The sequence below is a fragment of the Thalassoroseus sp. genome (genome assembly GCF_984380535.1).
The window spans coordinates 476,381-497,010 of the sequence record NZ_CFHRBF010000002.1 but is presented as its reverse complement, the minus strand read 5'-3'; the positions used below and the strand labels follow the sequence as shown (position 1 = coordinate 497,010).

Genomic DNA, 20,630 nt, shown 5'->3' with positions numbered 1-20,630 from the left:
GTGAATGAGAACCGCGTGTGAGTGGATTCTGGTCAAATTGACGGCGGAATTCCAGTCCGGAAAAACCGGGATTCTCGGATTTGAGCAAACTCACTGCCGGAACCGAACCTCGTTTCCTTGACGATTGTCTCGCCGAGTGCGATTCTCAAGACGACAACGGGTCCCTCAAAGAACGGCCAATTATGACCAGTCAAAGTACCGCCGACACAACGACTTCCACAAATTCCCCTGCAAAACTCAGCCAGCGTTGGCGATGGGCCAGCAAGGGAATGATTGGGTTTCTGATGCACCAAGGTGTCGAGAATCCCCATGTGATTTCGCTGGCGGCCGGTTTGGTTGATCCGGGAAGTTTGCCGGTATCCACCACGCGAACCGCCGTGCAACGGATGCTGGCAGACGAAAAGTCGGCCCGAACAGCGTTGCAATACGGGACGACATCGGGTGCGTTGCGATTGCGTCGACAATTGGCCAAGCACATTGCGGATCGTGAAGACATCTCGCCGGACGACCCGCGACTCGGCAAGGATCGGTTCGTGCTCACGACCGGTTCGCAGCAGTTGCTCTCCTTGGTGGCGGAGGTGTTGTTTGACCCTGGTGATATCTGTTTGGTCGCATCGCCGACTTATTTTGTGTTTCTCGGGGTGTTGGAGGGTGTAGGAGCACGGGCGATTCCGGTTGCGACCGACGAAAACGGCATGCAACCTGAGGCGCTCGAAGCCGAACTTCAACAGTTGAAAGACGCTGGGGAATTGGGGCGAGTCAAACTGATCTACCTCGTCAGCGATTTCGAAAACCCCAGCGGCTACTGTTTAACAAATGATCGCCGCCGAACGATTCTCGATATGGCTCAACGTTGGTCGCATGATCATCGGCTGTTCGTGTTGGAAGACGCCGCCTATCGGGAGTTGCGGTACGATGGCACTCCGCAAACCAGTTTGCTCACGATGGACAGGCATGGCGACCATGTGATTCATGCGGGAACATTCTCGAAAAGTTTCTCCCCAGGGTTGCGGGTAGGATTTGGTGTGGTGCCCGAAGTGTTGCACGAGGCGATTTGCGTGCGGAAGGGGAATGAAGACTTCGGGTCGGCGAATTTTAATCAGCATTTGCTGGCGACCGTATTCGAACAAGGCTTGTACCAACCGCATGTCGAGTCGGTCCGTAACGCTTACCGCGTCAAAAGAGACGCCATGCTGACCGCGGCCGACAAGTATTTCGCCGATATTCCAGGCGTAAGTTGGATGCATCCCCAGGGCGGGTTGTACGTATGGATGTCTCTGCCGGAGCAAATCGCAACTGGGTTTGATAGCGATCTTTTCCACCACGCCGTCCGGGAGACCGGCATGATGTATGTGCCGGGAGAGATTTGTTTTGCATCCGCGTCAGGGCGAAACGACGATCAGCCGAAAAACCACATGCGACTCAGTTTTGGTGTCCAAGATCCCGCCGGAATTGACGAGGGCATGAAACGCCTGGCGACTTCCGTCCGTGCAGTGCAGTAGACACCAGTCAAACGTGTGTTCCGGTTTGCCGCGGCGTGTTTCTTCATGCAACTCGTGAAACTCGTCACGGCCGATCGAGTCGCAGCACACAAAATTCGAGGGTTCAATAATCGTCGGCTTCGACGGCATCGGTGGCTTTTTGGATGTCGAGCAGTGCGTTGCAGGCGGCTTGTTGCTCGGCTTCTTTTTTGGTCGGTCCCCATGCCGGTGGAAAGACTTGTTCGCCGATAATCGCGGAGACTTCGAAGCACTTCGAGTGGTCGGGGCCTTTTTCGTCGAGCAAGCGATATACGGGAGTTTCGCCGAGATCCTTCTGGGCCAACTGTTGCAACTGGCTTTTGAAATTTCGCGTCCGACTACGTTTAGCGGTATGTTCAATTTGCCGCTTCATGATTCGGGTGACGAGCGACACTGCATCGGGATAGCCACCGTCCAGATACACGCCCGCCACCAGCGATTCCACGACTGCTGCTCGAATCGACGAGGGAACTCGCTGTCCGCCGCTGAGACCTTTTCCGAGAATCAGACACGCTTCCAACCCCAATTCACCACATACGACGGCACAGGTGTGACGGCTGACGACGGCGGATTTGATTCGCGTCAGTTCGCCTTCGGTCGCATCGGGGAACATTTGGAAAAGAAGGTCGCAGACAACGGCACCCAAAATCGCATCGCCGAGGAATTCCAGACGTTCGTTGCATTCCTCACGGGCGTTTGCAGCGGAAGCGTGCGTCAGACACCGTTGGAGTAGGGCGGAGTCACGAAAACGGTAAGCAATTTGTTCTTGGCAGAGTTCCAGACGATCTGCGATGGTTTCGATCCGCGGTGCGTTCGACATGCCGCGACTCTCGTGCTTATTTACGATCCCACCCTGAGCGTGTGGGGTCCTGCGAAATGTGGAATATCTGTCAACAAGCTATCCCTCCCAATGATTTCTGTCAACGGAATGCTGAACTGCCTGTTGACAAGACTTCGGCAAGACCGAACGTTGGTCAATGCCTGGCCACGAAGATATGATGACTTTGCGGCCTCGCGTTCTCCTTCTTTTCGTTCGATTTTTGAAGACGTTTCATCCATGTCTCTGCCGAAGTTCAGCGTTGAAAACCGTGTGTTGGTCAACATGCTGATGATTGTCGTCCTTCTGGGGGGCGGGGTGTTCGCGGTCACATTGGTTCGGGAGATGTTCCCCGAGAGTCGGCCCGACAAGTTATCGATCGCCGTCGTCTACCCGGCCGAATCACCGCAGGAGTTGGAAAAGGCCGTCACGATCAAGATCGAGGAGGCCCTCCGCGAAATCGACGAGATCGAAAAGATCGACTCCACCGTGACCGAAGGGTTCTCGAATACCGTTGTCACGTTGTTCAACGATGTGGACGACATCAATCCGGTGTTGCAGGAAGTCAAGAACCAAGTTGATGCCATCGAAGACCTGCCCGACGAGATCGAGCAAATTACGGTGAGAAAACTCGAGCCGATGCTGCCGGTCATCAGCGTGGCGATTTTCGGCAGCGGCGACGAAGCCGGTCTGAAGCGGGCAGCTCGCGAGATGCGAGACGACTTACTGCTATTACCGGGAATTACGAACGTCAATATCACCGGCACCCGCGACGACGAAATCAGCGTGGAAATCCGCCCGGAACGGTTGTTGGAGTACAACATTACGTTCGACGAAGTCGCCGAGGCGATCCGCCGCACGAATCTGGACGTTTCCGGCGGACGGCTCAAAGGCGATCGGGCGAACATTTCCGTGCGAACGCTCGGAGAGGAAAGCCAAGGGTTCGAATTGGAAGACATCGTCGTCCGCACCACGCCGGATGGTCGCAGCATCACCGTCAACGATTTAGCGGTGATACGCGATGAGTTCATCGAGACCGACTTGGAGAGCTACTTCAACAGTTACCCGGCTGTCGAGTGCACCGTCTTCAAGAACTCCTCCCAAGACGCGATTCAGATCGCCAACTTGGTTCGAGGGTACGTCAAAGGCAAGCAGGGCGTGCCGTTCGATCCGTATGGTTTCGACGAGGCATACGCGGCTCCGTGGTACAGCAAGCCGTTCTTGTTGGTGAAGGCCTCGCTTGGCCGATTCGCGAATCAAATCGGTGGCAAACCCGATCCCGTCGAGTATTACGAACGCAGCAAGCAGAACCCGTTTCGACATTCTTATCAGCTCGCGATGCACAACAACTTGGCTCGCTTTGTGGAAGGCCGGTTGGATTTGATGCTGCGAAACGGTCAAAGCGGGCTGATCCTCGTGTTGATCTCGCTGATGCTTTTTTTGAACTGGCGTGTCGCGTTTTGGGCGGCGGTCGGTTTGCCGGTTTCGTTCCTCGGCACATTTATCGTGATGGGATGGCTCGGCGTTTCGATCAATCTGTTGTCGATGTTCGGTTTGATCATTGTGCTCGGGATTATCGTGGATGATGCGATCGTCATCGGCGAGAACATCTATCGGCATGTCGAAGAGGGCATGCCCGCGATGCGGGCGGCGGTGTACGGCACCGAGGAAGTCATGTGGCCGGTGATTATCGCCGTGACCACCACGATTGCCGCCTTCAGTCCGCTATTGTTCATCAAAGGGCAAATCGGTGACTTCATGGGCGAGTTACCGTTAGTGGTGCTGGCGGCGTTATCAGTTTCGCTGCTCGAAGCGCTCGTCATATTGCCGGCTCACTTGTGCCATCTTCCGTCGCCTCGGAAGAAATCCGCCGAGAACCACGCGAACGCCTCACGCTGGGCGAAGTTTCAACGGAGTCGCGATGTCTTCTTGCATGGCTGGCTGGCCGGGCAATACGAACGGTTGTTGCGATTCACGATGAAATGGCGTTACGTCACATTGGCGACGGCTTTCTCCATGCTGTTGATTGCTCTCGGTTTGGTCTTCGGCAACATCGTGCCGTTCGAGTTCATTCAGAAAATGGACAGTGAAACCCTCATCGCTCAAATGGAAATGCCGGTCGGCACGAATGCCGACGTAGTGAAAGCGCGATTGCAAGCTTTGAGTGACGCCACCGTCGCCTTGCCTGAAGTTGATTCAGTGCAAATGATCGTTGCTCGACAGTACGACTTCGGTGGAGCAGGGGCGATTGGCGTCAGCGATCAATCCCACCTTGGGCAAATCGTGGTCGAACTGAAGCCGTCTGACGAACGTGACAGACTCGGCATGCGGTCGAGCAATGAAATCCTCGTGGAGTTGCGGGCCGTCTCTGCAAAGTTGCCGGGCGTGAACTCGGTGGCCTGGGAAGCGCAAAGCGGCGGGCCCGGCGGGAAAGACTTGGAGATCCGCCTGAGTGGCAGTGATCTTGAAGAACTTGTTGTCGCGGCCGACGAATTGAAGGCGGCGTTGTCGAAGTACGATGGTGTCGAAGACTTGGACGACAACCACGATCGCGGTTTGCGGGAAGTTCGTCTCCGGCTGAAACCGTCTGCGGAACCCACGGGAGTGACCGTCGGGCAACTCGGGATGCATGTGCGGTCGGCTGTTTACGGTCGGGAAGCGCGACGCATCACCCGCAACCGTGAAGATGTGAAAATCATGGTGCGATATCCCGAGCGATTTCGGCAGAGTGTGTACAACATCGAAACTATGTGGATCCCCGTCGGCGCAACACCGCTGGATCGCAAATGGATTCCACTCTCAGAAGTTGCCAACGTCACGGAAGATCAAAGTTATGCCTCGATTAGTCGGGCACAACAACAACGTGCGATTAGTGTGCTCGGCGACGTGAACGCGGCGAAGATCAAATCCCAAGAAGTCCTTGCAGGGCTTCGCGCCGAATTCCTGCCGGAGCTTGCTAAAAGTCATCCGAATGTGCGGGTCGAATTCCTTGGTCAAGCCGAGGAAATGAGCAAATCGTTTTCGAGTTTGCGGATCGCATTTCCCGTGGCGTTACTACTCATCTTTATGTTGCTCGCCGGGTTGTTCCGTTCCTACGCACAGCCGGTTGTCGTAATGAGTGCCATTCCGTTCGGTTTCTTTGGGGCGGTCATCGGTCACTGGGTGACGGGGAACCCGATTACGATTCTCAGTTTGATTGGCATGGTCGCGTTGTCGGGCATCTTGGTGAACGATTCACTTGTGCTCGTGGACTTTATCAATAGTCGAATTCGTAGCGGCACTCCCGAATTTGAGGCGAACGTGCAAGGCGCGAAACTCCGTCTCCGTGCAATCCTACTGACGACAGCCACAACAGTCGCCGGGCTAACGCCACTCATGTTCGAGACGAGTTTTCAAGCGAAATTTCTCATCCCGATGGCTGTGACTCTCACGTTCGGTTTGATGTTCGCGACCGCTCTAACACTCATCATCGTGCCATGCTTGAACATGGTCTTCTTTGATATGCGTTACTTAGTCACAGGGAAACACGAATCCGAAGAAGCCGATGATTCTACAGAACATGAGAAAGAGTATGCGGCTGTTTCCTAAGTATGAAGCGGCAGGTTGCTCGATTGGTGACTTGAGCGTTGAATTATAAACCGCCGAGTTTGCAGTCGATGAAGTCTGTGCACAAATGCCAGAGACAGCCCACGGAAACGGCCCGCCACTTCCACGATGGAATTGCTAGCAAACTGCCATAGGCAATCGCCGCCCATTTTGTGTGAAGCGGGTGGAAACCGAGACTACAGCGATTCGGATCAAAGATCGGGTCGGCTAGCAGGTGATCTAAGTCTATTAGCATCGTGGCTAGCATGATGAGTCCCGCCGTTCGCCAATTCTCCTTCCAGAATAGTTTCGCAAACGCGAACGGGACAATCAGGTGAAACGAGTAGTGGACTAAGTGTCGAAAGATATCACCGCTAACCTCCATCGAACGACTGTTCTCCATTGCCGAAAGTGTTGAGTTTGGGGACTAGTAATCTATTGTCTATTCTGTTTGAGTCGCTCAGCATAGCGGCGGACTTCCTCGGGAACTCTGTGCTGCCTCGTATCGGTAACACCGGGTCTGAGGAAGTCTAGCAAGAGTGTGCTACGAACTTGGTCGGAATCATTCCAAGCTTCGTGTTCGACAGTATCGTCAAAGACTAAACACTTTCCTTCTTGCCAATCACGAGTTTCGTTGGCAACTCGCAACCGACAACCCGGCGGAACAACCAAACCCAGGTGCAACCGATAAACGCTCGCCGCCCAGCCCATGTGCGGTTGAATATGTGTTCCTGGTGCCAGCCGCGAGAATCCTGCTAAAGACACACCCTCAAGACTCTCGATAATCTCTGCCGTCCGCGGACACTTCGCACACGCTCCGTCAATCCGCTGACCATCCGCAAACAAACCATAAACACTCCATCCCTCACCATGCATCTGCCGTTGCACCCAAGGATCAAATAAATCCTCCTGCAGCGAGAGGTACTCATCCCGAATCAGTTGCCAGTTTGATTCGAGAGTGGTGGTCAGTGGGTATAGGTTAGGGTCGATAAACATGGCGCTCACTGTCAGGACGACTAAGGCTAGTAAGACTTAGAAAGGTTTAGTTGATTCCTCAACGCTTTTTGGCTAAGGCTTTTGTGACGTTGTAGAGTGTAGACCATGTCTGTTCGTCGTTAACTGAGAATGACGACCGGCCTCCTGTTACCGGCAATCGGATGGTCATCCCGCGGCCTTGGTCGTGTAGGTAGATATAGTTGCCATCACGGCGGGTTTCTTCGAACGTATATGATGCATCGCTGCCAGTCTTAGTTTCGGTCCATAAGATCGGTTTCTTGCCAGTGTGCTGGTTGAATGCTCCGCCGCGATACTGGTAACTGACGATGACCTTTCCTTTGTCGAAGACGGGGGCATCGTTTTCGTGGTAGAAGAAGGGGCTTCGCATCAGGATTTTTTTGTCGTCCTCTGTTAGGTAAGCCTTGTCAGGATACTTACCGTAGATGCCCGTCCACATGATCGCATCCGCGTGTTTTTTCGTGTCTTTGGGGTGAGGTAACCCAAACGCGTGGCCAAGTTCGTGTCCCAATCCGGCGATCCAGCGAAGTTTGCTTTTTTGGGTTGGATGATTTCCCACAAGCCCTAATAGATCATCTTCGGGAAGACAAGCGACGCCACTTCCCGCACGGCCTCTGTTCCCAGGGCCATCGGAATAAATCACCCACACCGATTCGGGGTCGTTTTTCTTCGTCCCGATGAGGTGGCTTGCTTCGTCGAATGTGTTGTTGTATCCCCAATCGTCTTTGTTTGTTCCATTCGGGTTTGCATAGAACCAATCAGCATTCCTGTTACTCTTGACAACCTCCACAACAGGATCGTGCAGTCGAAACGTTGGCCCGTCGAGCTGTTTTGCGTACCACTTTTGCAGATCGCGAATCGCGTGTGCGATCGCCGCGGTGTACTCGGGTTTTTCCTGTCGGTCGCGTGAAACAAGGTAGACGACCCGAACATCCTTTAGCAAAGGGGCTTTTTCATCCGCATACACAAAGGGGTTGAGGATGGCACCGCAGGCGACTGCTAGGCTCCAATGGAAATGGAAGCTCATGATACGTTCCTATTCTTTCTGCGAGATCGGGACTTCGACCAAGACGACCCGGCTCATTCCGCCTTCGGCAGATGCCCGGCGGAGCTTTGGAAGTAGCGTTGACGTCTGCGGGATGTGTCGTCGTTGGGGTGGACGGCGTTTTCTAGGTCTGTGAGGTTCGCGACGCAGATTCGGCAGCCGACGGTGCGGATGTGGAAATCGATGTAGTCGGCGTGGTCGTCTTCGAGAGAGCCAAGGAGCCAACTACCGAGATCGGTCCGAGTGGGGCAAGTCAGGCGGTTGCGTCGCCAAATCTCCCCGACGGAGTGCACGCCGTCATCGCGTCGCCGGACCAGACCCGCCACCCGATTGCGAAGTTGCTCGGAATCGCGGAGTTGTTTTTCGATTTCCGACATCCGCTCGGGAGCAAGGGCTTCATCCAACCATGCGAGGAGTTGATCGTCCGATGGTTCATGGTCGTGCATGGCGAGGCTCCGAGTACTCGATTGCGGTTGATTCGTTCATCATGCCTGATTCCGGCAATGGTCGGCAAGTGTTGATGCTGGGAATATCGAGTTGGGTCGCCACAAACCCCGGTTGCCCTGCTTGCGAGTCTGCAGCGGTGTCGTTAGCATGTTGAGACGGTCGCGAGAGCAGCGACCCCTGGGGTCCATTCATGTTCAGAAATGGCCCTTGCGATAACCCATTCTGTAGTAGCAGACTCGATCCAGAGGACCGAACGTGGCCGTTACAGCGACACAGCTATCACTTGACGATCTCAAATCCAAAGCATTGGACATCCGGAAAGAAATCATTCGGATGACTACCGCAGCCGGTAGCGGCCACCCCTCGAGCAGCCTGTCGGCGACGGAAGTTGTCACGGCGTTGTATTTCGGCGGTTTCCTCCGGGTTGATCCGGATAACCCAACCGATCCGGCTCGTGACCGGTTCATCATGAGTAAAGGCCACGCTGTACCGGTTTTGTACGCGGCTATGGCAGAGCGGGGGTACTTCCCTGTGGAAGATACCATGACGCTGCGGAAGCTTGGCAGTAAATTCGAAGGGCACCCAAACATGAAGCGGATGCCCGGTATCGAAGCCTCGACCGGTTCGCTCGGGCAGGGGTTGTCGATTGGCCTGGGCGTGGCGCTCGGCTGCAAGATGGACAACCTCGATTCGCACGTCTACGTCATGATCGGTGACGGCGAAATGGGCGAAGGACAGGTCTGGGAAGCCATGGCCGCCGCGACGAAGTACGGCACGGGCAATCTGACGGCAATCATCGATCAAAACGGCTACCAACAAACCGGTGCCACAAAAGACGTACTCGACCAAAAACCGTTTGCTTCCAAAGTCGAAGCGTTTGGTTGGCACGTGCAAACGATCCCCGGCAACGATATGGCTGCCGTCGTCAAGGCGTTGGAAACAGCGAAATCCGTGACCGATCGGCCGACGTGTATCGTTTCCGAGACGAAAAAAGGCTTCGGGATTCTGCCGATTCTTGAAGAGGCCGGCGATAGCAACTTCCATGGCCAACCGTTGCCACCGGAAATGGCTGAAAAAGCATTGGCACTGTTGTCGTCTTAAGGGCGGCTCAACAACACGTAGGGTGCGTCGAGACGCACCGTTGCTGAGAGTTTCTGTTATTGGTGGTGCGTTGCAACGCACCCTACGGTACAAGAATTCAAGAAACAGAGTGAGAATCCACCATGGCGATTGGTGAAATTTGCGGGCTGAAAATGGGGCAGGCCACCCGTGATGCGTTCGGCGAAGCATTGCGAGATTTGGGCGATCAGTTCCCGAACGTTGTAACCGTCGACGGCGACGTCGGGAACTCGACTCGGACCGAATGGTTCGCTAAGAAGTACCCGAATCGGTCGTTCAATGTCGGTATTGCGGAAAGCAATATGGTCAGCGTGGCCGGTGGTTTGGCGGCGCAAGGCAAGACGGCTGTCGTTGCCAGCTTTGCGTGTTTCTTGCTAAACAACGCGTTCGACCAAATTCGGATGTCTGTCGCGTTTCCCGGTTTGAACGTGAAACTCGTTGGGTCGCACGCCGGGATTTCGATCGGTGAAGACGGCCCGTCCCAGATGGGTATCGAAGACGTGGCCTTGGCGTGTTGTTTGCCGGGCGTCACCGTGTGCGTTCCGACCGACGCAGTCAGCACGCAAGCTGCGACGAAAGCCATGCTGGAACACGATGGCCCGGTTTATCTCCGGCTTGGTCGTCCGAAGGCACCTGTGGTTTACCCGGATGGTTGCAACTTCGAATTCGGGAAGTCGATCCAACTCGTCGACGGCGACGACGTAACGATCATCGCCAATGGTTTGATGGTCGGGATGGCAATGGATGCTGCAAAATCCCTGAAAGATAGCGGGATTTCGGCCCGTGTGATCGACATGCACACGGTGAAGCCGATCGATGAAGAAGCCATCATCAAAGCTGCCAAAGAGACCGGCCGCATCGTCGTTGCTGAAGAACATCTCGCTGCAGGCGGGTTGGGTTCGGCTGTCGCGATGGTCGCTGCCCGAACGACTCCCGTCCCCATGAGTTTCGTCAACGTCGGCGATCAATACGCAGAGAGTGGCGATCCTGATGGCTTGCTGGAAAAATACGGCTTGACCGCTGGAAACATTGTCGAAGCTGTGCGGTCAATCGTCTGATTTTGACAGCCGATGATCACATTCCCGTCGTCGATTTCCTGAGCGACATCCGGCGGGAATGGTGTCTTTTTCAAGTCCATTGGTGCAAGACGCACTAGATTTGAACTCGCGGACGAAGTATTCTATCCATAAATGCAGTTCTTCAAATGGGTTTGAAGGGTTCCGAAAGTTGCCTGCGCATCGATTTGCTACAATGAGGCCTCTGTGACCAAACAAGGGGCAACTCGCTTCTTCAACCCACGGTTGGTGATTCATTCAGACGGCGTGTGCACTTTGCGGAAGGCGTCAGCTACGTGATTGAGTATCGAACGTTCAGAAATAGCGACCCGCCACAGGTTGCCGAACTATGGGAAAACTGTGGTTTGGGACGCGGTGCCGCGGGAAATCTGCGGACCGATGCGTTCGAGTACTTGAATTTCGCTCAGCCATACTTTGATCGTCATGGTCTCATTCTGGCATGTCATGAAGACAATGTGATCGGCATGGTTCATGCCGGTTTCGGCGTCAATGAAGAACAAGACAATATCGATCGGCAGACCGGCGTTATCTGCGTGGTGATGGTCCATCCGGACTATCGTCGCCGGGGAATTGGTCGCGAACTCGTGCAGAAGGCTGAGACTTATCTGCGAGACAGCGGGGTCACGACGATTTTCGCAGGTCAGGCCGAACCGCTCGATTCCTTCTACTTTGGAATGTATGGCGGTAGTCAGCCTTCAGGATTTCTGCTTTCCGATACCGCAGCCGATCCTTTCTTTCGAGCCATCGGCTATGCGCCGTTTGAACGTCATGCGGTTTTCCAGCGGGATCTTTGTAACAAGACCGATCCTGTCAACATGCGACTGGCGAGCGTGCGACGAAAAACGCAACTGGCGATCGCCTATCAGCGTCAACCCTTGGCTTGGTGGTGGATCACACGACTTGGCCGGTTAGACACGGTTCGTTTTCACCTGGTGGGCCGGGGAGACAATGTGCCGGTTGCGGAAGTAACCGTGCTCGGGTTGGATCTCTACCTGGATCGCTGGCAGGAACGAGCAATCGGATTGACCAATTTGGAGGTCGCCGATTCCGAACGTCAGCAGGGGTATGGGCAGGCTTTGTTGATCGAAGTTTGTCGGCGGATGCGTGAAGAGATGGTTACACGCGTCGAAGCTCATGCCAGTGAGACGAATGTGGCTGCTATGGCTACGTTAAATTCTGCAGGGTTCGAGCGTGTAGACACCGGAATCGTGTATCGGCTGCTCGAGGAAGGTGAGACCCCGGATGACTTAGGGGCAAGCGAAGAGGCCGACTCTGACAGCGTTCCCTTCGATGATGGGGAAACGGCGGTGCAACCTCCCGTGTTCAAGCAACAAAGCGGTGAGGGCGAAACAACTCTGACGGATATCGGCGACTTGATCGACGACGATCGGCCGACCGAGATCTCCTAATCGATTCTGCGCCACGTTTGTTACTCCGGTGATTCGTCGGAACCCCTAGTCGTTTCTGGATGAACCGGACGTTCGACAACCGGATGATCTGCCGCCGCAACTCCTGCCAGTCGAACCAAGTTGGCATCGTCTTCATCATCCGACGGCATCCAGACTTCCGTCAATTCGTTGGCGTCGGTGCTGTGACGCAACAAGAAAAACATGATGGTACTGCAGGTCCAGAAATAGCTCGGCACAAATCCGGCGACTAATAGTCCGAACGCTCGCAGCCAAACCGTAATCGCAATTAGAGCCGGGTAGTCCGGGTGGTTCACGCCAGGAAATTGGTCCGAGAAAAACAACGCATGGATGCTCTTCCACGGCAGCCATTCGGGATTGCCCATTCCCTGAGCAATCGGCCATGAGGCGAGGTAAACCACCAATGTGGCGCCGATGATCACGACCGTCAATCCCAAGAGGCCTAAGCCGACGGAGATCAAAACGTACCAGGCAAAGTGAATGGGACGGCTGTAAATGTAATCGAATGATCGACTGAACCCGTCGAAACCGTCCGTGCCTTGCGTGCTGACGGTGGCGATCATCAAAGGCCAGCCGACGGCCAACCCGATCAGAAGCAGGGTCATCGCCAGTCCGCATACCAACGCGATGCCCCAAAACACGCCGACCAAGACCGGCCCGACTGCCGGGATGCGACCGACGAGCCCGCCACAGAACAATAGCAACCAGAATCCGAAGAGAAACCCAATCGGTAGCAGTGGCGACGAAAACACTTGCAGGTATCGGGCGATCGCAAACCGGGCTGCTTGGCGGATGGAAATTTTCTCGTCCCGGGCAAACTGAACCGCTGCCATGCGGGTGATCATCGTGGCAAACAGCGACCAAACCACAATGGCCCAAATCAGAAGTGCCGACGCAAGTACGGCATCCGACCAACTGAGGTTGGAGCGGAGCAACAACGTCGCCGGTTCCCAAATCGACTGGAGTGGTGAGACCAGAATGGTCCAATCCGCAACTCGTATTCGCGGGTCTACTCGGCCGAACTCAGCCAGCGAGGAGGTGAGTCCGGTACTAATCAGACGTGGGGCATCTCCCGGTGGACCGATCGGGGTGTGGAGAATGGCTTGTTGCCCGAGCGAAAGGACGATCAGAGCAATGCCACCCAACAGAAGCTTGCGAAAATCGAGAGCAATGCGGAAGGCTCGTGTCAGGTGAATCCACGGGAACAAACGTCGATAACGCAACCGATCGAGTTCCACTGTGGAGGATTCAATGACTCGTTCCATCGCCTTGCCATGCCTGTATTTGGATTCAGAAGTGTTTCCGCGTTGGCTTGGCATTGTAGGGAATCACCGAACGGCGTGCCAACATCCGCGATGAAAGTTGATTGCCCTCGTCCGGCAACCTTCGAGTGAACTTGGTATAATTAACGCACCAGGAAGATCAAACGCGGATTGATCAGGTTTTCCGCAAACAATAGGAGAACATTGTGAGCGAAAAAACAGTTGCCATTTTGGGGGCCAGCCGGCAGCGACACAAGTTCGGGAATAAGGCCGTTCGTGCCCACCAGGCGGAAGGATTTGCCGTTTATCCGGTGAACCCGTCGGCAGAGGAAATCGAAGGGCTCCCGTGTTATGCATCATTGGGCGACATCCCGGTGGAACGGCTCAATCGCGTGAGTGTCTATCTACCGCCCGAGAAAGTCATGGATATGTTGCCGGAAATTGCGGCTGTGCAACCCATGGAAGTGTGGCTGAACCCCGGCAGCGAAAGCGATGAAGTCGTTGCCGAAGCCGAGCGGCTTGGTCTGACGGTGATCCAAGCCTGTAGCATCGTGAGTATCGGACGAATGCCGGCACAATTCTCAAACGATTGAAATGCTCAAATCGTGCGAGACGGTTACCGGAATAGCGCGGTCGTGGAGGTTGGTTTCACCAACTGACGACCTGCTGGGCCTAGAGTGGTTGCGCGATCGTTCAATACTGGGGTTTCGACCTGAAGTTGGATAAGCCGCGGACGAAAACACACAGCAAGCGTCAGCGGCAGGTACCACAGCAGATAGACTCCACCGGCCTGAGGGTACCAAAACTGGGTCCCGACAATGAGTGCCGTCGAAGATGCAAGCAGGTGCTCCAACGATTTTCGACGTGGCCAGACCGTCAACGCGACCAACATCACGACATAGGCGACGAACAATGGCAAGCGGTATGCGTTCATTCCGACTCCGCCAAGTCCGCTATTCCCGGAACGGAAGCTCAATACGCTCCAGTCAATTGCGCCAAACGTTTGGCGGCTGAATGAACTTGGGTCGGCAGAAGTAAGGGCCAAGCTTCCGAGCAAGCAGGTTCCCACAATCAGCAATGCCGTGGCAAAGCGAACAAATTTCACGCGACCGTAAAACGCGGCCCATACTGGGAGTAAGAAAATCGGGAAGAACAGCGTTCCACATGCCAACCCCAGAAGGACGCCGGCAACGATTGGCTTTCTCCAAAAGACAAACGCCCAAACGACTAATCCTGCTGGGAGAACATGAATCACTTCGCTGCATTGATAAAACGTGCAGGGGAGAAGAAGGTACAACAACGCCATCGCATAACCGAGCGAACCATCGCTGAACGTGCGGTGTCCGAGAAAAAGTAGGCCGAGAATGGTTCCCAGGTGTGCCACAATGGCCAACCCGCGAGCCGCAATAACGGCTTTTCGAGACGGGGCCGTGGGCACGGTGGTTGCATTGTTCGGAACGGCTACAGCGTCGGAAATTGCGCCGACCTGAGCCGCAAGGATGGTCGGAGTCGGTCCGGCGGCGGCGGTTTCATTTGACGCATCGACGCGGTTTCGCATCTGTTCGCTGCGTTCGACGGTTTTAAGCGTCGAGTTCGGCACCGGAAGCGTCGCGACGCGAAAAACAAGAAAAACGGTCCCGCAGATCGTCAGAAAGATCAACCCCGCCGAATTCAGGTTCTGGTCCAGTTTGGGGCGGCGGGTAAATAATCCATCGCACAAGAGACGGACCAAGAGCCCAAAGGACAACACAAACAGCCAGGTTTTTGCCACAATGGGGTCGGATCGTAGGAACAACAGCGCCGGTGAGAAACCCGTGAGCAACAGGAGATCGACATTCCGCAGCGACCACAGCCGGTGGAAGCGAAAAAAGATCGCAATGACCAACAAAGACGACAGTGTCAGCCAAGTGGTCGGGTGGGAGTCGAAGGGAGGCAGCACATCTTCCATGGAGCTTCCTCAATGAAGCAAACGCAACTGTTGTGAAACGATGGTGGATTCAGAGAGGAAAATTCCCGGATCATGCATTGATCGTGTGGGGTGGTGATAAACACGAAAACGCGGTTGTCTACCAGTGCCCATAAAACAGCGACCAATATGATCCCAATTAGATTGCTCTGACCCACAGTTTGGAACAAGTTCCGACGCACATCCAGTGCGGTGTTATTCCGTCATGGCTCAATTTTCGGACGTAGTGCGATTGAAATGCACACCAATCTCAAGTCATCTAGAGTAAGCAATTGAAGGAATTCCGCCAAGCAAGCGGCTTGCCGAATCCGAAAATTTGGTGAATTTTGGTACGGGCGGGCAAGTCGGGAAAACTTTGCGGATTTAGTTGTTCTCTTTCGATTCTCGTTCTTTGGCTTGGGCGATCCAGAACTCCGGGTTATCGTTAAATGCCGCTTGGCAGCCACTGCAACACACGTAATAAGTTCGCCCCATGAAGCTCACCGCCGTGGTTCCCAATCCTTGAGACACAATGCATTCTCGTTCGCCATAGTCGGTGTCGGAGATTGCGAACGACGTGTTTTGACGCTGATTGGCCACGGTGTCTTGAACAAGCATTCGCTGGCCGACTCGCCGTTTGACGATCATCAGCATCCGGTTGTTTTCCTGCTGATTGAACGTCACTCCGACTAACTTTCGGGCATCGTCGTTCCCGACTTCAGCCAGTTCGAGTTCGTACGTCCGTTGCAATTTCCCGTTGTCGCCAGGAGCAAGTTCGGGCTGTTTGCTGTATTGCCCTTCATAGATGCGTTCTTGGCCGTCTTGATCGACAGCGAGCATCTGAAAAACTTGTTCCTTCGGTCGGTAAGTGAGCTTGGCCGACTTGAAGTAGGGGTGGTTCTCCGCGGTCATTTCTAACGTTGGTTGTGTGCGGGCGGTTTTGGGGTCGATCCGCCAAGACGCCTCACCCGCTCCCTGATTACGAGTTGTGGTATTCCATCCGCCGATGAGGATGTTCAAGGGTTGAAGTGCGTTGAAGACGTCTTCAATCGACGTCGCCGATGCTTCCGAACCCGTGGCATCTTGGCCGGCAGTTTGATCAGAACCAGACGGTTCACCGCCTAACTGAATTGGCCGAAACTCGCGTCGAGGAGCTTTCGTCTCTGGTTGGTCTTCCGTTGGGGGAGCGGTTTGATTCGGTTCGGTGACCGTATCTGTATTCGACGCTTGGGCTTCGTTCTCATCGACAGAACTTGGCGACGGAGCAGGTGGATCCCCAGCGCAACCTTCGAGTAGCAAGGCGGATAGAAGAGCGATCAAACCGAAACGCAGCATCTTGGGCTTTTCCGTTGGAGATCTTCTCGGTTGCGAAGGATTCGACGAGCCGTTGTTGACCAAACGTCGCAGCAGGATTAACTCTTGATGCATTCGCGAGCGACTTGGCGGGCAAACTTGTACGCGTGACGAATTGTGAACACGCGAGCTTCGATTTGGTCTTCGGTGTAGTATTTGCCGTGATCGCTGGCGGGCAAACCGGCCAGGGACAGCGTCAATGGAAGCAAATCGAGAAATTCTTTATAGCGACGCTGTTGATCACGTTGCGCATCAGTAGGTTCGGGCACAGTTTGTCTCCCGGAAGGAAGCTTACATAGAAGACACAGAATAGTGATACCGTGGATCCTACTGCAAAGCTCATCGCTTCGCCAGACCGTCCTTCGGTCTTTTGTCCTGACGAAGAAGACGTATGCCTAAAGGGCGATATGACGCCCAAAAGACGATCAATATTCGAGCGACAACCACTGAAAGTGGTTTAGCTGCGACGACGCCCTTTTTTCAGCATTTCGGCTGCTAATTCCGCAGGCGTTTTGCCTTCTCGCTGTGGGGGAGGTGCATCGGCGGACTTTTGTTCTTCTTCCACCGCTCCGGTTTCGTCGGGGTCGGGCAGACGAATGTCCAAATCCGGTGCGTCGTCTTCCACTTCTTCAGGTTCTTCGGCGGGCGGTTGTTGCGGGTACCCTTGTTGCGGATACTGCGGGTATTGTTGCGGCGGGTACCCCGGCACTCCTGGGTAACCCCAACCCGGCATCTGCTGTGGGTAACCCCACGGCGGCATTTGTTGCGGATAACCGCCCGGCGGTTGTTGCATCCCATAACCGGGCCAAGGCGCCATCGGTTGGCCTTCTGCCGTCATCGGTACGCCCGGTTGTTGCGGCGGATATTGCCCTGGGGCTTCAGCTGCGGGTTGCTGCGGAATTGGCATTTCCGTTGTTTGATGGCCTGCGTCCGCATCTTGACTAAACTCATCGGAAGGCAGCAAGCTCGTCGATTCGTGCACTTCTTCCGCTTCGACTTCCTTGATGATCACCCAAAAATCAAGTCCGCCGAAACTCACCTTGTCGCCGTGTTCGAGTTTCTTTTCTTCAGCGATTTGTCGGCCGTTGATGAACGTGCCATTTCGACTTCCGAGATCACGCAGCCGAACGCCGTAATCGTCGATGTTGAATACGCAATGATGACGACTGATCAAGTCGGACTTGGGCCGAAGGTGGCAATCTTGCTCACGACCGACGAGAATCTTGTTCTTCTTAGCGGCGATCGTGCGGCCATCATGCTTCCCGCCAATGACTTTGAGGCGGATTGTGTACATCGGCGACGGCTCCGGGACAAGTTTTCAGACGAGAATGCACACCTTGGCTATCCGCGAGGAAGACTGGTGTGATTCGCGGATGTGGCGGGGCGGAACGTAAGTTTCCCCAAATTTACGCTATCACTCCGTTGAAACCCTGTCAACGAGTGGTTGTCAAAGAATGATGAAGATTCGCTGAGTCAACCAATTTCGCCAGTTTCAACGATTAAATGGTATCTCAGGCTGCTCTGCTAGGGATTCCGGTCTGGGCTATGGGTTTTGTCGCCGACCCCATGAGAGCGTGTTGTAGCGATCGCGTTGCAGTTCGCTTGCTCGATCGAGAATGGTTTGCGGCAACGAACCGTCGTTGGCGTGCGGGGGATTGTTGTCCACAAGGACTCCATGCACCGCGTTCGCCAGTTGCACGACAAGTTCATTTTCCGCAGGCACGAAACCTGCTTGCTCACGGAGACCAGGAATCTCGGGCGCGGTTGGTGATGCTTCGAGAATTAAGCTGCCGTGCTGCAAAACGGCCCCGCGTCGACGACGTTGGGCACTTCCGAGGATTTTTGTCCCGTGACAGACAATGTCCCGTGAATCTCCCCGTTGGAAGCACAAAAAGTTTCCCTCGAGTGTTTCGAGAAACTCGCCTCGCAATGCGGCCGGAATATCGAATTCCCGCAGAACATCGATTATGGCGTCGTGCACTTGGTGATAAACTTGCAGCGGAGTTTCTGCTAGCGGATGGGACGGGGGAATCACGCAGGAGTAAGTCCACTCGCGATCATGCAGAATCGCACCGCCTCCTGAGAGTCTTCGAACCTTGGCGAGATCACGGAAACGGTCGTCGATGAGTGGATCGTCCGGCGATTGGAAATATCCCAGTGATAGGGTCGGCTCCGCCCAGCGATACCAGCGTGAGACGATGAGATCCTCAGCGAGTGCCGCTTCGAGCAACGCCTCATCCAAAGCCATGTTCCAGGCTCCGGAGTTTGGTGCGGCTTCCACGATGCAGAATTCTTGGCTCATGACGATTTCACTCGTGTGCCACGGCTTTGTGGGCTGTGTTTATCTGGGAATCTCCCTGGGCACGGCCGATACAGCCGTCGCACACATCTTCACCGACCACTGTTATGTCGGGCTGGAGACCCATTGCAACACGGGGTTACGAGCCGCATGGACTTCGTCCGGACGATTGACCGGTGTCGAATGCGGGGCATTCCGCAGGTATTCCGGGTCTTCGGTGACAATCTTCTTGATCGTATCCGCGAAAGCGTCAAGTGTTTCTTTGGACTCGGTTTCGGTCGGTTCCATCATCATCGCTTCAGCGACTACCAGCGGGAAGTAAACCGTCGGTGCGTGGAAACCATAATCGAGCAGACGTTTCGCGATGTCCATCGCCGACACATTGCGGTCGGTTTTCAATGCCTTCGCTGACGCCACAAACTCGTGCATGCAGAATTCCCCGTAAGGAACTGGAAGCACGTCTTTTAGCAATGCCTTGAGATAATTCGCATTGAGTACTGCGTTCTCGGAGACGGCTCGCACGCCTTCCGGTCCCAAGGTCCGCAGGTAGAAATACCCTCGCAGCAAGATTCCGACGTTCCCGAAGAACGACCGCATTCGGCCAATGGATTTTGGCGGGTTCGACAACTGATACGTGCCGTCGTCGGCCTGCGTAACGATCGGGCCTGGCAGGTAATCGCCGAGAAAATCACGCACGGCAATCGGACCAGCACCAGGGCCACCGGCTCCGTGCGGACCGGTAAAAGTCTTGTGGACGTTATAGTGCATCATGTCGCCACCGAAATCACCCGGGCGGGTGATGCCCAGAATGGCGTTCATGTTGGCACCGTCGATGTAGACCAAACCGCCCACGTCGTGTAGTCGTTGGGAGATCTCTTTGATGTCGCGTTCGAACAAGCCGAGTGTGTTCGGGTTGGTGATCATGAACACGGCGGTTTGTTCGTCGAGGTGAGATTGCAACTCGTCGATTGAAACCAATCCGCCAGGGGACTCTTCCAATTGCACGGTTTCGAATCCAGCGAGTGCCGCACTGGCCGGGTTGGTGCCGTGTGCACTCGACGGAAACAGAACCTTACGACGGTTCTCACCCTTGTCCCGGAAATACGCTGCTGCTGTGAGGAGGGCTGCGAACTCTCCCTGTGCACCCGCGGCCGGTTGCAGCGAGACCGCCGGCAAACCGGCAATTTCACCGAGCATTTGCTGCATCTCGAACAGAATTTGCAACATCCCTTGACTGAGCGACTCCGGCGCGTAGGGATGAAGATCAGCAAGACCCGGCATCCCGGCGAAACGCTCATGACGCTTCGGGTTGTACTTCATCGTGCAACTGCCGAGCGGATAGAAATGCGTGTCCACCGACATGTTGAGCGTGGAGAGATTCACGAAATGCCGCACCACGTCTGGCTCGGTGATCTCCGGCAACTCGGGCGGCGTTTCCGCGAGGCTGTCCGCCGGGAGCAACTCATCCAAGCGACGTGTCGGGACATCACACGCAGGGAGTTCTGTCGCCCGACGTCCGGCATGGGACAATTCGAAAAGGCTTTGAGTTGCGAGTGTATTTCGCATGGTCGCTCGAAGTTTCAATCAAATAGGGAAGTGCGAGCAGGTATAATCGTCGAAAATCTTTAATTCGCGTTCCACGGCTTTATGAACCGTGATTTTTCTACAGTCGTGCTCGGCACGGCTCACAGAACCGCGGCACACGAATTCTGTGGTGAATG

The 20,630-nt window shown here is 54.9% G+C and carries 19 protein-coding genes; 6 read left to right on the top strand and 13 right to left on the bottom strand.

Annotated features, from left to right (window positions below; genetic code table 11):
* Positions 1-182: 182 nt before the first annotated feature.
* The gene (locus AC5DDB_RS04325) at positions 183-1,502 is read left to right on the top strand and encodes an aminotransferase-like domain-containing protein (protein WP_491738448.1); all 1,320 of its coding nucleotides are present in this window, start codon (positions 183-185) and stop codon (positions 1,500-1,502) included.
* Positions 1,503-1,605: 103 nt separating this feature from the next.
* On the opposite strand, the gene rnc is transcribed toward AC5DDB_RS04325, so the two are convergent.
* Positions 1,606-2,340: a ribonuclease III gene (rnc, locus tag AC5DDB_RS04320; protein ID WP_491738447.1), complete on the bottom strand. Its 735-nt coding sequence runs from the start codon at positions 2,338-2,340 to the stop codon at positions 1,606-1,608.
* A gap of 237 nt (positions 2,341-2,577) precedes the next feature.
* Here rnc and AC5DDB_RS04315 point away from each other — a divergent pair, with 237 nt between their 5' ends.
* Positions 2,578-5,925 (top strand): efflux RND transporter permease subunit, encoded by a 3,348-nt coding sequence (locus AC5DDB_RS04315; RefSeq protein WP_491738446.1) that lies wholly within the window; start codon positions 2,578-2,580, stop codon positions 5,923-5,925.
* A 43-nt stretch (positions 5,926-5,968) separates the two neighbouring features.
* On the opposite strand, the gene AC5DDB_RS04310 is transcribed toward AC5DDB_RS04315, so the two are convergent.
* The 5 genes from AC5DDB_RS04310 to AC5DDB_RS04290 are packed head-to-tail and all read right to left on the bottom strand — an operon-like array spanning position 5,969 to position 8,620.
* Positions 5,969-6,307, bottom strand: coding sequence for a DUF6122 family protein (locus AC5DDB_RS04310; protein ID WP_491738445.1), 339 nt, complete (start codon positions 6,305-6,307; stop codon positions 5,969-5,971).
* Between the two features lie 50 nt (positions 6,308-6,357).
* Complete coding sequence (locus AC5DDB_RS04305) at positions 6,358-6,918, bottom strand: aspartyl/asparaginyl beta-hydroxylase domain-containing protein (protein ID WP_491738444.1); 561 nt, start codon at positions 6,916-6,918, stop codon at positions 6,358-6,360.
* A 58-nt stretch (positions 6,919-6,976) separates the two neighbouring features.
* Positions 6,977-7,963: a zinc metalloprotease gene (locus AC5DDB_RS04300; RefSeq protein WP_491738443.1), complete on the bottom strand. Its 987-nt coding sequence runs from the start codon at positions 7,961-7,963 to the stop codon at positions 6,977-6,979.
* A 53-nt stretch (positions 7,964-8,016) separates the two neighbouring features.
* Positions 8,017-8,427 carry a hypothetical protein gene (locus tag AC5DDB_RS04295; protein WP_491738442.1) on the bottom strand — a complete coding sequence of 137 codons (411 nt, stop codon included), beginning with the start codon at positions 8,425-8,427 and terminating at the stop codon, positions 8,017-8,019.
* Positions 8,414-8,620, bottom strand: a complete 207-nt coding sequence (locus AC5DDB_RS04290; RefSeq protein ID WP_491738441.1) for a hypothetical protein — start codon at positions 8,618-8,620, stop codon at positions 8,414-8,416. The genes AC5DDB_RS04295 and AC5DDB_RS04290 overlap by 14 nt, the downstream gene beginning before the upstream one ends.
* 63 nt (positions 8,621-8,683) lie before the next feature.
* On the opposite strand from AC5DDB_RS04290, the gene AC5DDB_RS04285 reads away from it, so the two are divergent.
* The 3 genes from AC5DDB_RS04285 (at position 8,684) to AC5DDB_RS04275 (ending at position 12,032) form a co-directional block, all read left to right on the top strand.
* Positions 8,684-9,529, top strand: a complete 846-nt coding sequence (locus tag AC5DDB_RS04285) for a transketolase (RefSeq protein ID WP_491738440.1) — start codon at positions 8,684-8,686, stop codon at positions 9,527-9,529.
* 122 nt (positions 9,530-9,651) lie between these two features.
* Positions 9,652-10,605 carry a transketolase family protein gene (locus AC5DDB_RS04280; protein WP_491738439.1) on the top strand — a complete coding sequence of 318 codons (954 nt, stop codon included), beginning with the start codon at positions 9,652-9,654 and terminating at the stop codon, positions 10,603-10,605.
* A 293-nt stretch (positions 10,606-10,898) separates the two neighbouring features.
* Positions 10,899-12,032 carry a GNAT family N-acetyltransferase gene (locus AC5DDB_RS04275; RefSeq protein WP_491738438.1) on the top strand — a complete coding sequence of 378 codons (1,134 nt, stop codon included), beginning with the start codon at positions 10,899-10,901 and terminating at the stop codon, positions 12,030-12,032.
* 20 nt (positions 12,033-12,052) lie between these two features.
* On the opposite strand, the gene AC5DDB_RS04270 is transcribed toward AC5DDB_RS04275, so the two are convergent.
* Entirely contained in the window at positions 12,053-13,315 is a 1,263-nt protein-coding gene (locus AC5DDB_RS04270; RefSeq protein WP_491738437.1) for a hypothetical protein, read from the bottom strand.
* 203 nt (positions 13,316-13,518) lie between these two features.
* Between AC5DDB_RS04270 and AC5DDB_RS04265 the strand changes: the two genes are divergently transcribed.
* Positions 13,519-13,905 carry a CoA-binding protein gene (locus AC5DDB_RS04265; RefSeq protein ID WP_491738436.1) on the top strand — a complete coding sequence of 129 codons (387 nt, stop codon included), beginning with the start codon at positions 13,519-13,521 and terminating at the stop codon, positions 13,903-13,905.
* Positions 13,906-13,928: 23 nt separating this feature from the next.
* Here the strand turns inward: AC5DDB_RS04265 and AC5DDB_RS04260 are convergent, their stop codons facing one another.
* From AC5DDB_RS04260 to gcvPB, 6 genes are all read right to left on the bottom strand, one after another.
* Positions 13,929-15,260 carry a hypothetical protein gene (locus tag AC5DDB_RS04260; protein ID WP_491738435.1) on the bottom strand — a complete coding sequence of 444 codons (1,332 nt, stop codon included), beginning with the start codon at positions 15,258-15,260 and terminating at the stop codon, positions 13,929-13,931.
* A 381-nt stretch (positions 15,261-15,641) separates the two neighbouring features.
* Complete coding sequence (locus tag AC5DDB_RS04255) at positions 15,642-16,592, bottom strand: hypothetical protein (protein ID WP_491738434.1); 951 nt, start codon at positions 16,590-16,592, stop codon at positions 15,642-15,644.
* Positions 16,593-16,669: 77 nt separating this feature from the next.
* Positions 16,670-16,879, bottom strand: coding sequence for a hypothetical protein (locus AC5DDB_RS04250; protein ID WP_491738433.1), 210 nt, complete (start codon positions 16,877-16,879; stop codon positions 16,670-16,672).
* 188 nt (positions 16,880-17,067) lie between these two features.
* Positions 17,068-17,904: an FHA domain-containing protein gene (locus AC5DDB_RS04245; RefSeq protein WP_491738432.1), complete on the bottom strand. Its 837-nt coding sequence runs from the start codon at positions 17,902-17,904 to the stop codon at positions 17,068-17,070.
* A gap of 249 nt (positions 17,905-18,153) precedes the next feature.
* Positions 18,154-18,912 (bottom strand): lipoate--protein ligase family protein, encoded by a 759-nt coding sequence (locus AC5DDB_RS04240; protein ID WP_491738431.1) that lies wholly within the window; start codon positions 18,910-18,912, stop codon positions 18,154-18,156.
* 102 nt (positions 18,913-19,014) lie between these two features.
* Positions 19,015-20,475, bottom strand: a complete 1,461-nt coding sequence (gcvPB, locus tag AC5DDB_RS04235) for an aminomethyl-transferring glycine dehydrogenase subunit GcvPB (RefSeq protein ID WP_491738430.1) — start codon at positions 20,473-20,475, stop codon at positions 19,015-19,017.
* Positions 20,476-20,630 lie beyond the last annotated feature (155 nt).

Coding starts and splice junctions, on each gene's coding strand:
- AC5DDB_RS04325 (WP_491738448.1), top strand. CDS start 183: ATGACCAGTCAAAGTACCGCCGACACAACGACTTCCACAAATTCCCCT.
- rnc (WP_491738447.1), bottom strand. CDS start 2,340: ATGTCGAACGCACCGCGGATCGAAACCATCGCAGATCGTCTGGAACTC.
- AC5DDB_RS04315 (WP_491738446.1), top strand. CDS start 2,578: ATGTCTCTGCCGAAGTTCAGCGTTGAAAACCGTGTGTTGGTCAACATG.
- AC5DDB_RS04310 (WP_491738445.1), bottom strand. CDS start 6,307: ATGGAGGTTAGCGGTGATATCTTTCGACACTTAGTCCACTACTCGTTT.
- AC5DDB_RS04305 (WP_491738444.1), bottom strand. CDS start 6,918: ATGTTTATCGACCCTAACCTATACCCACTGACCACCACTCTCGAATCA.
- AC5DDB_RS04300 (WP_491738443.1), bottom strand. CDS start 7,963: ATGAGCTTCCATTTCCATTGGAGCCTAGCAGTCGCCTGCGGTGCCATC.
- AC5DDB_RS04295 (WP_491738442.1), bottom strand. CDS start 8,427: ATGCACGACCATGAACCATCGGACGATCAACTCCTCGCATGGTTGGAT.
- AC5DDB_RS04290 (WP_491738441.1), bottom strand. CDS start 8,620: ATGAATGGACCCCAGGGGTCGCTGCTCTCGCGACCGTCTCAACATGCT.
- AC5DDB_RS04280 (WP_491738439.1), top strand. CDS start 9,652: ATGGCGATTGGTGAAATTTGCGGGCTGAAAATGGGGCAGGCCACCCGT.
- AC5DDB_RS04270 (WP_491738437.1), bottom strand. CDS start 13,315: ATGGAACGAGTCATTGAATCCTCCACAGTGGAACTCGATCGGTTGCGT.
- AC5DDB_RS04260 (WP_491738435.1), bottom strand. CDS start 15,260: ATGGAAGATGTGCTGCCTCCCTTCGACTCCCACCCGACCACTTGGCTG.
- AC5DDB_RS04255 (WP_491738434.1), bottom strand. CDS start 16,592: ATGCTGCGTTTCGGTTTGATCGCTCTTCTATCCGCCTTGCTACTCGAA.
- AC5DDB_RS04245 (WP_491738432.1), bottom strand. CDS start 17,904: ATGTACACAATCCGCCTCAAAGTCATTGGCGGGAAGCATGATGGCCGC.
- AC5DDB_RS04240 (WP_491738431.1), bottom strand. CDS start 18,912: ATGAGCCAAGAATTCTGCATCGTGGAAGCCGCACCAAACTCCGGAGCC.
- gcvPB (WP_491738430.1), bottom strand. CDS start 20,475: ATGCGAAATACACTCGCAACTCAAAGCCTTTTCGAATTGTCCCATGCC.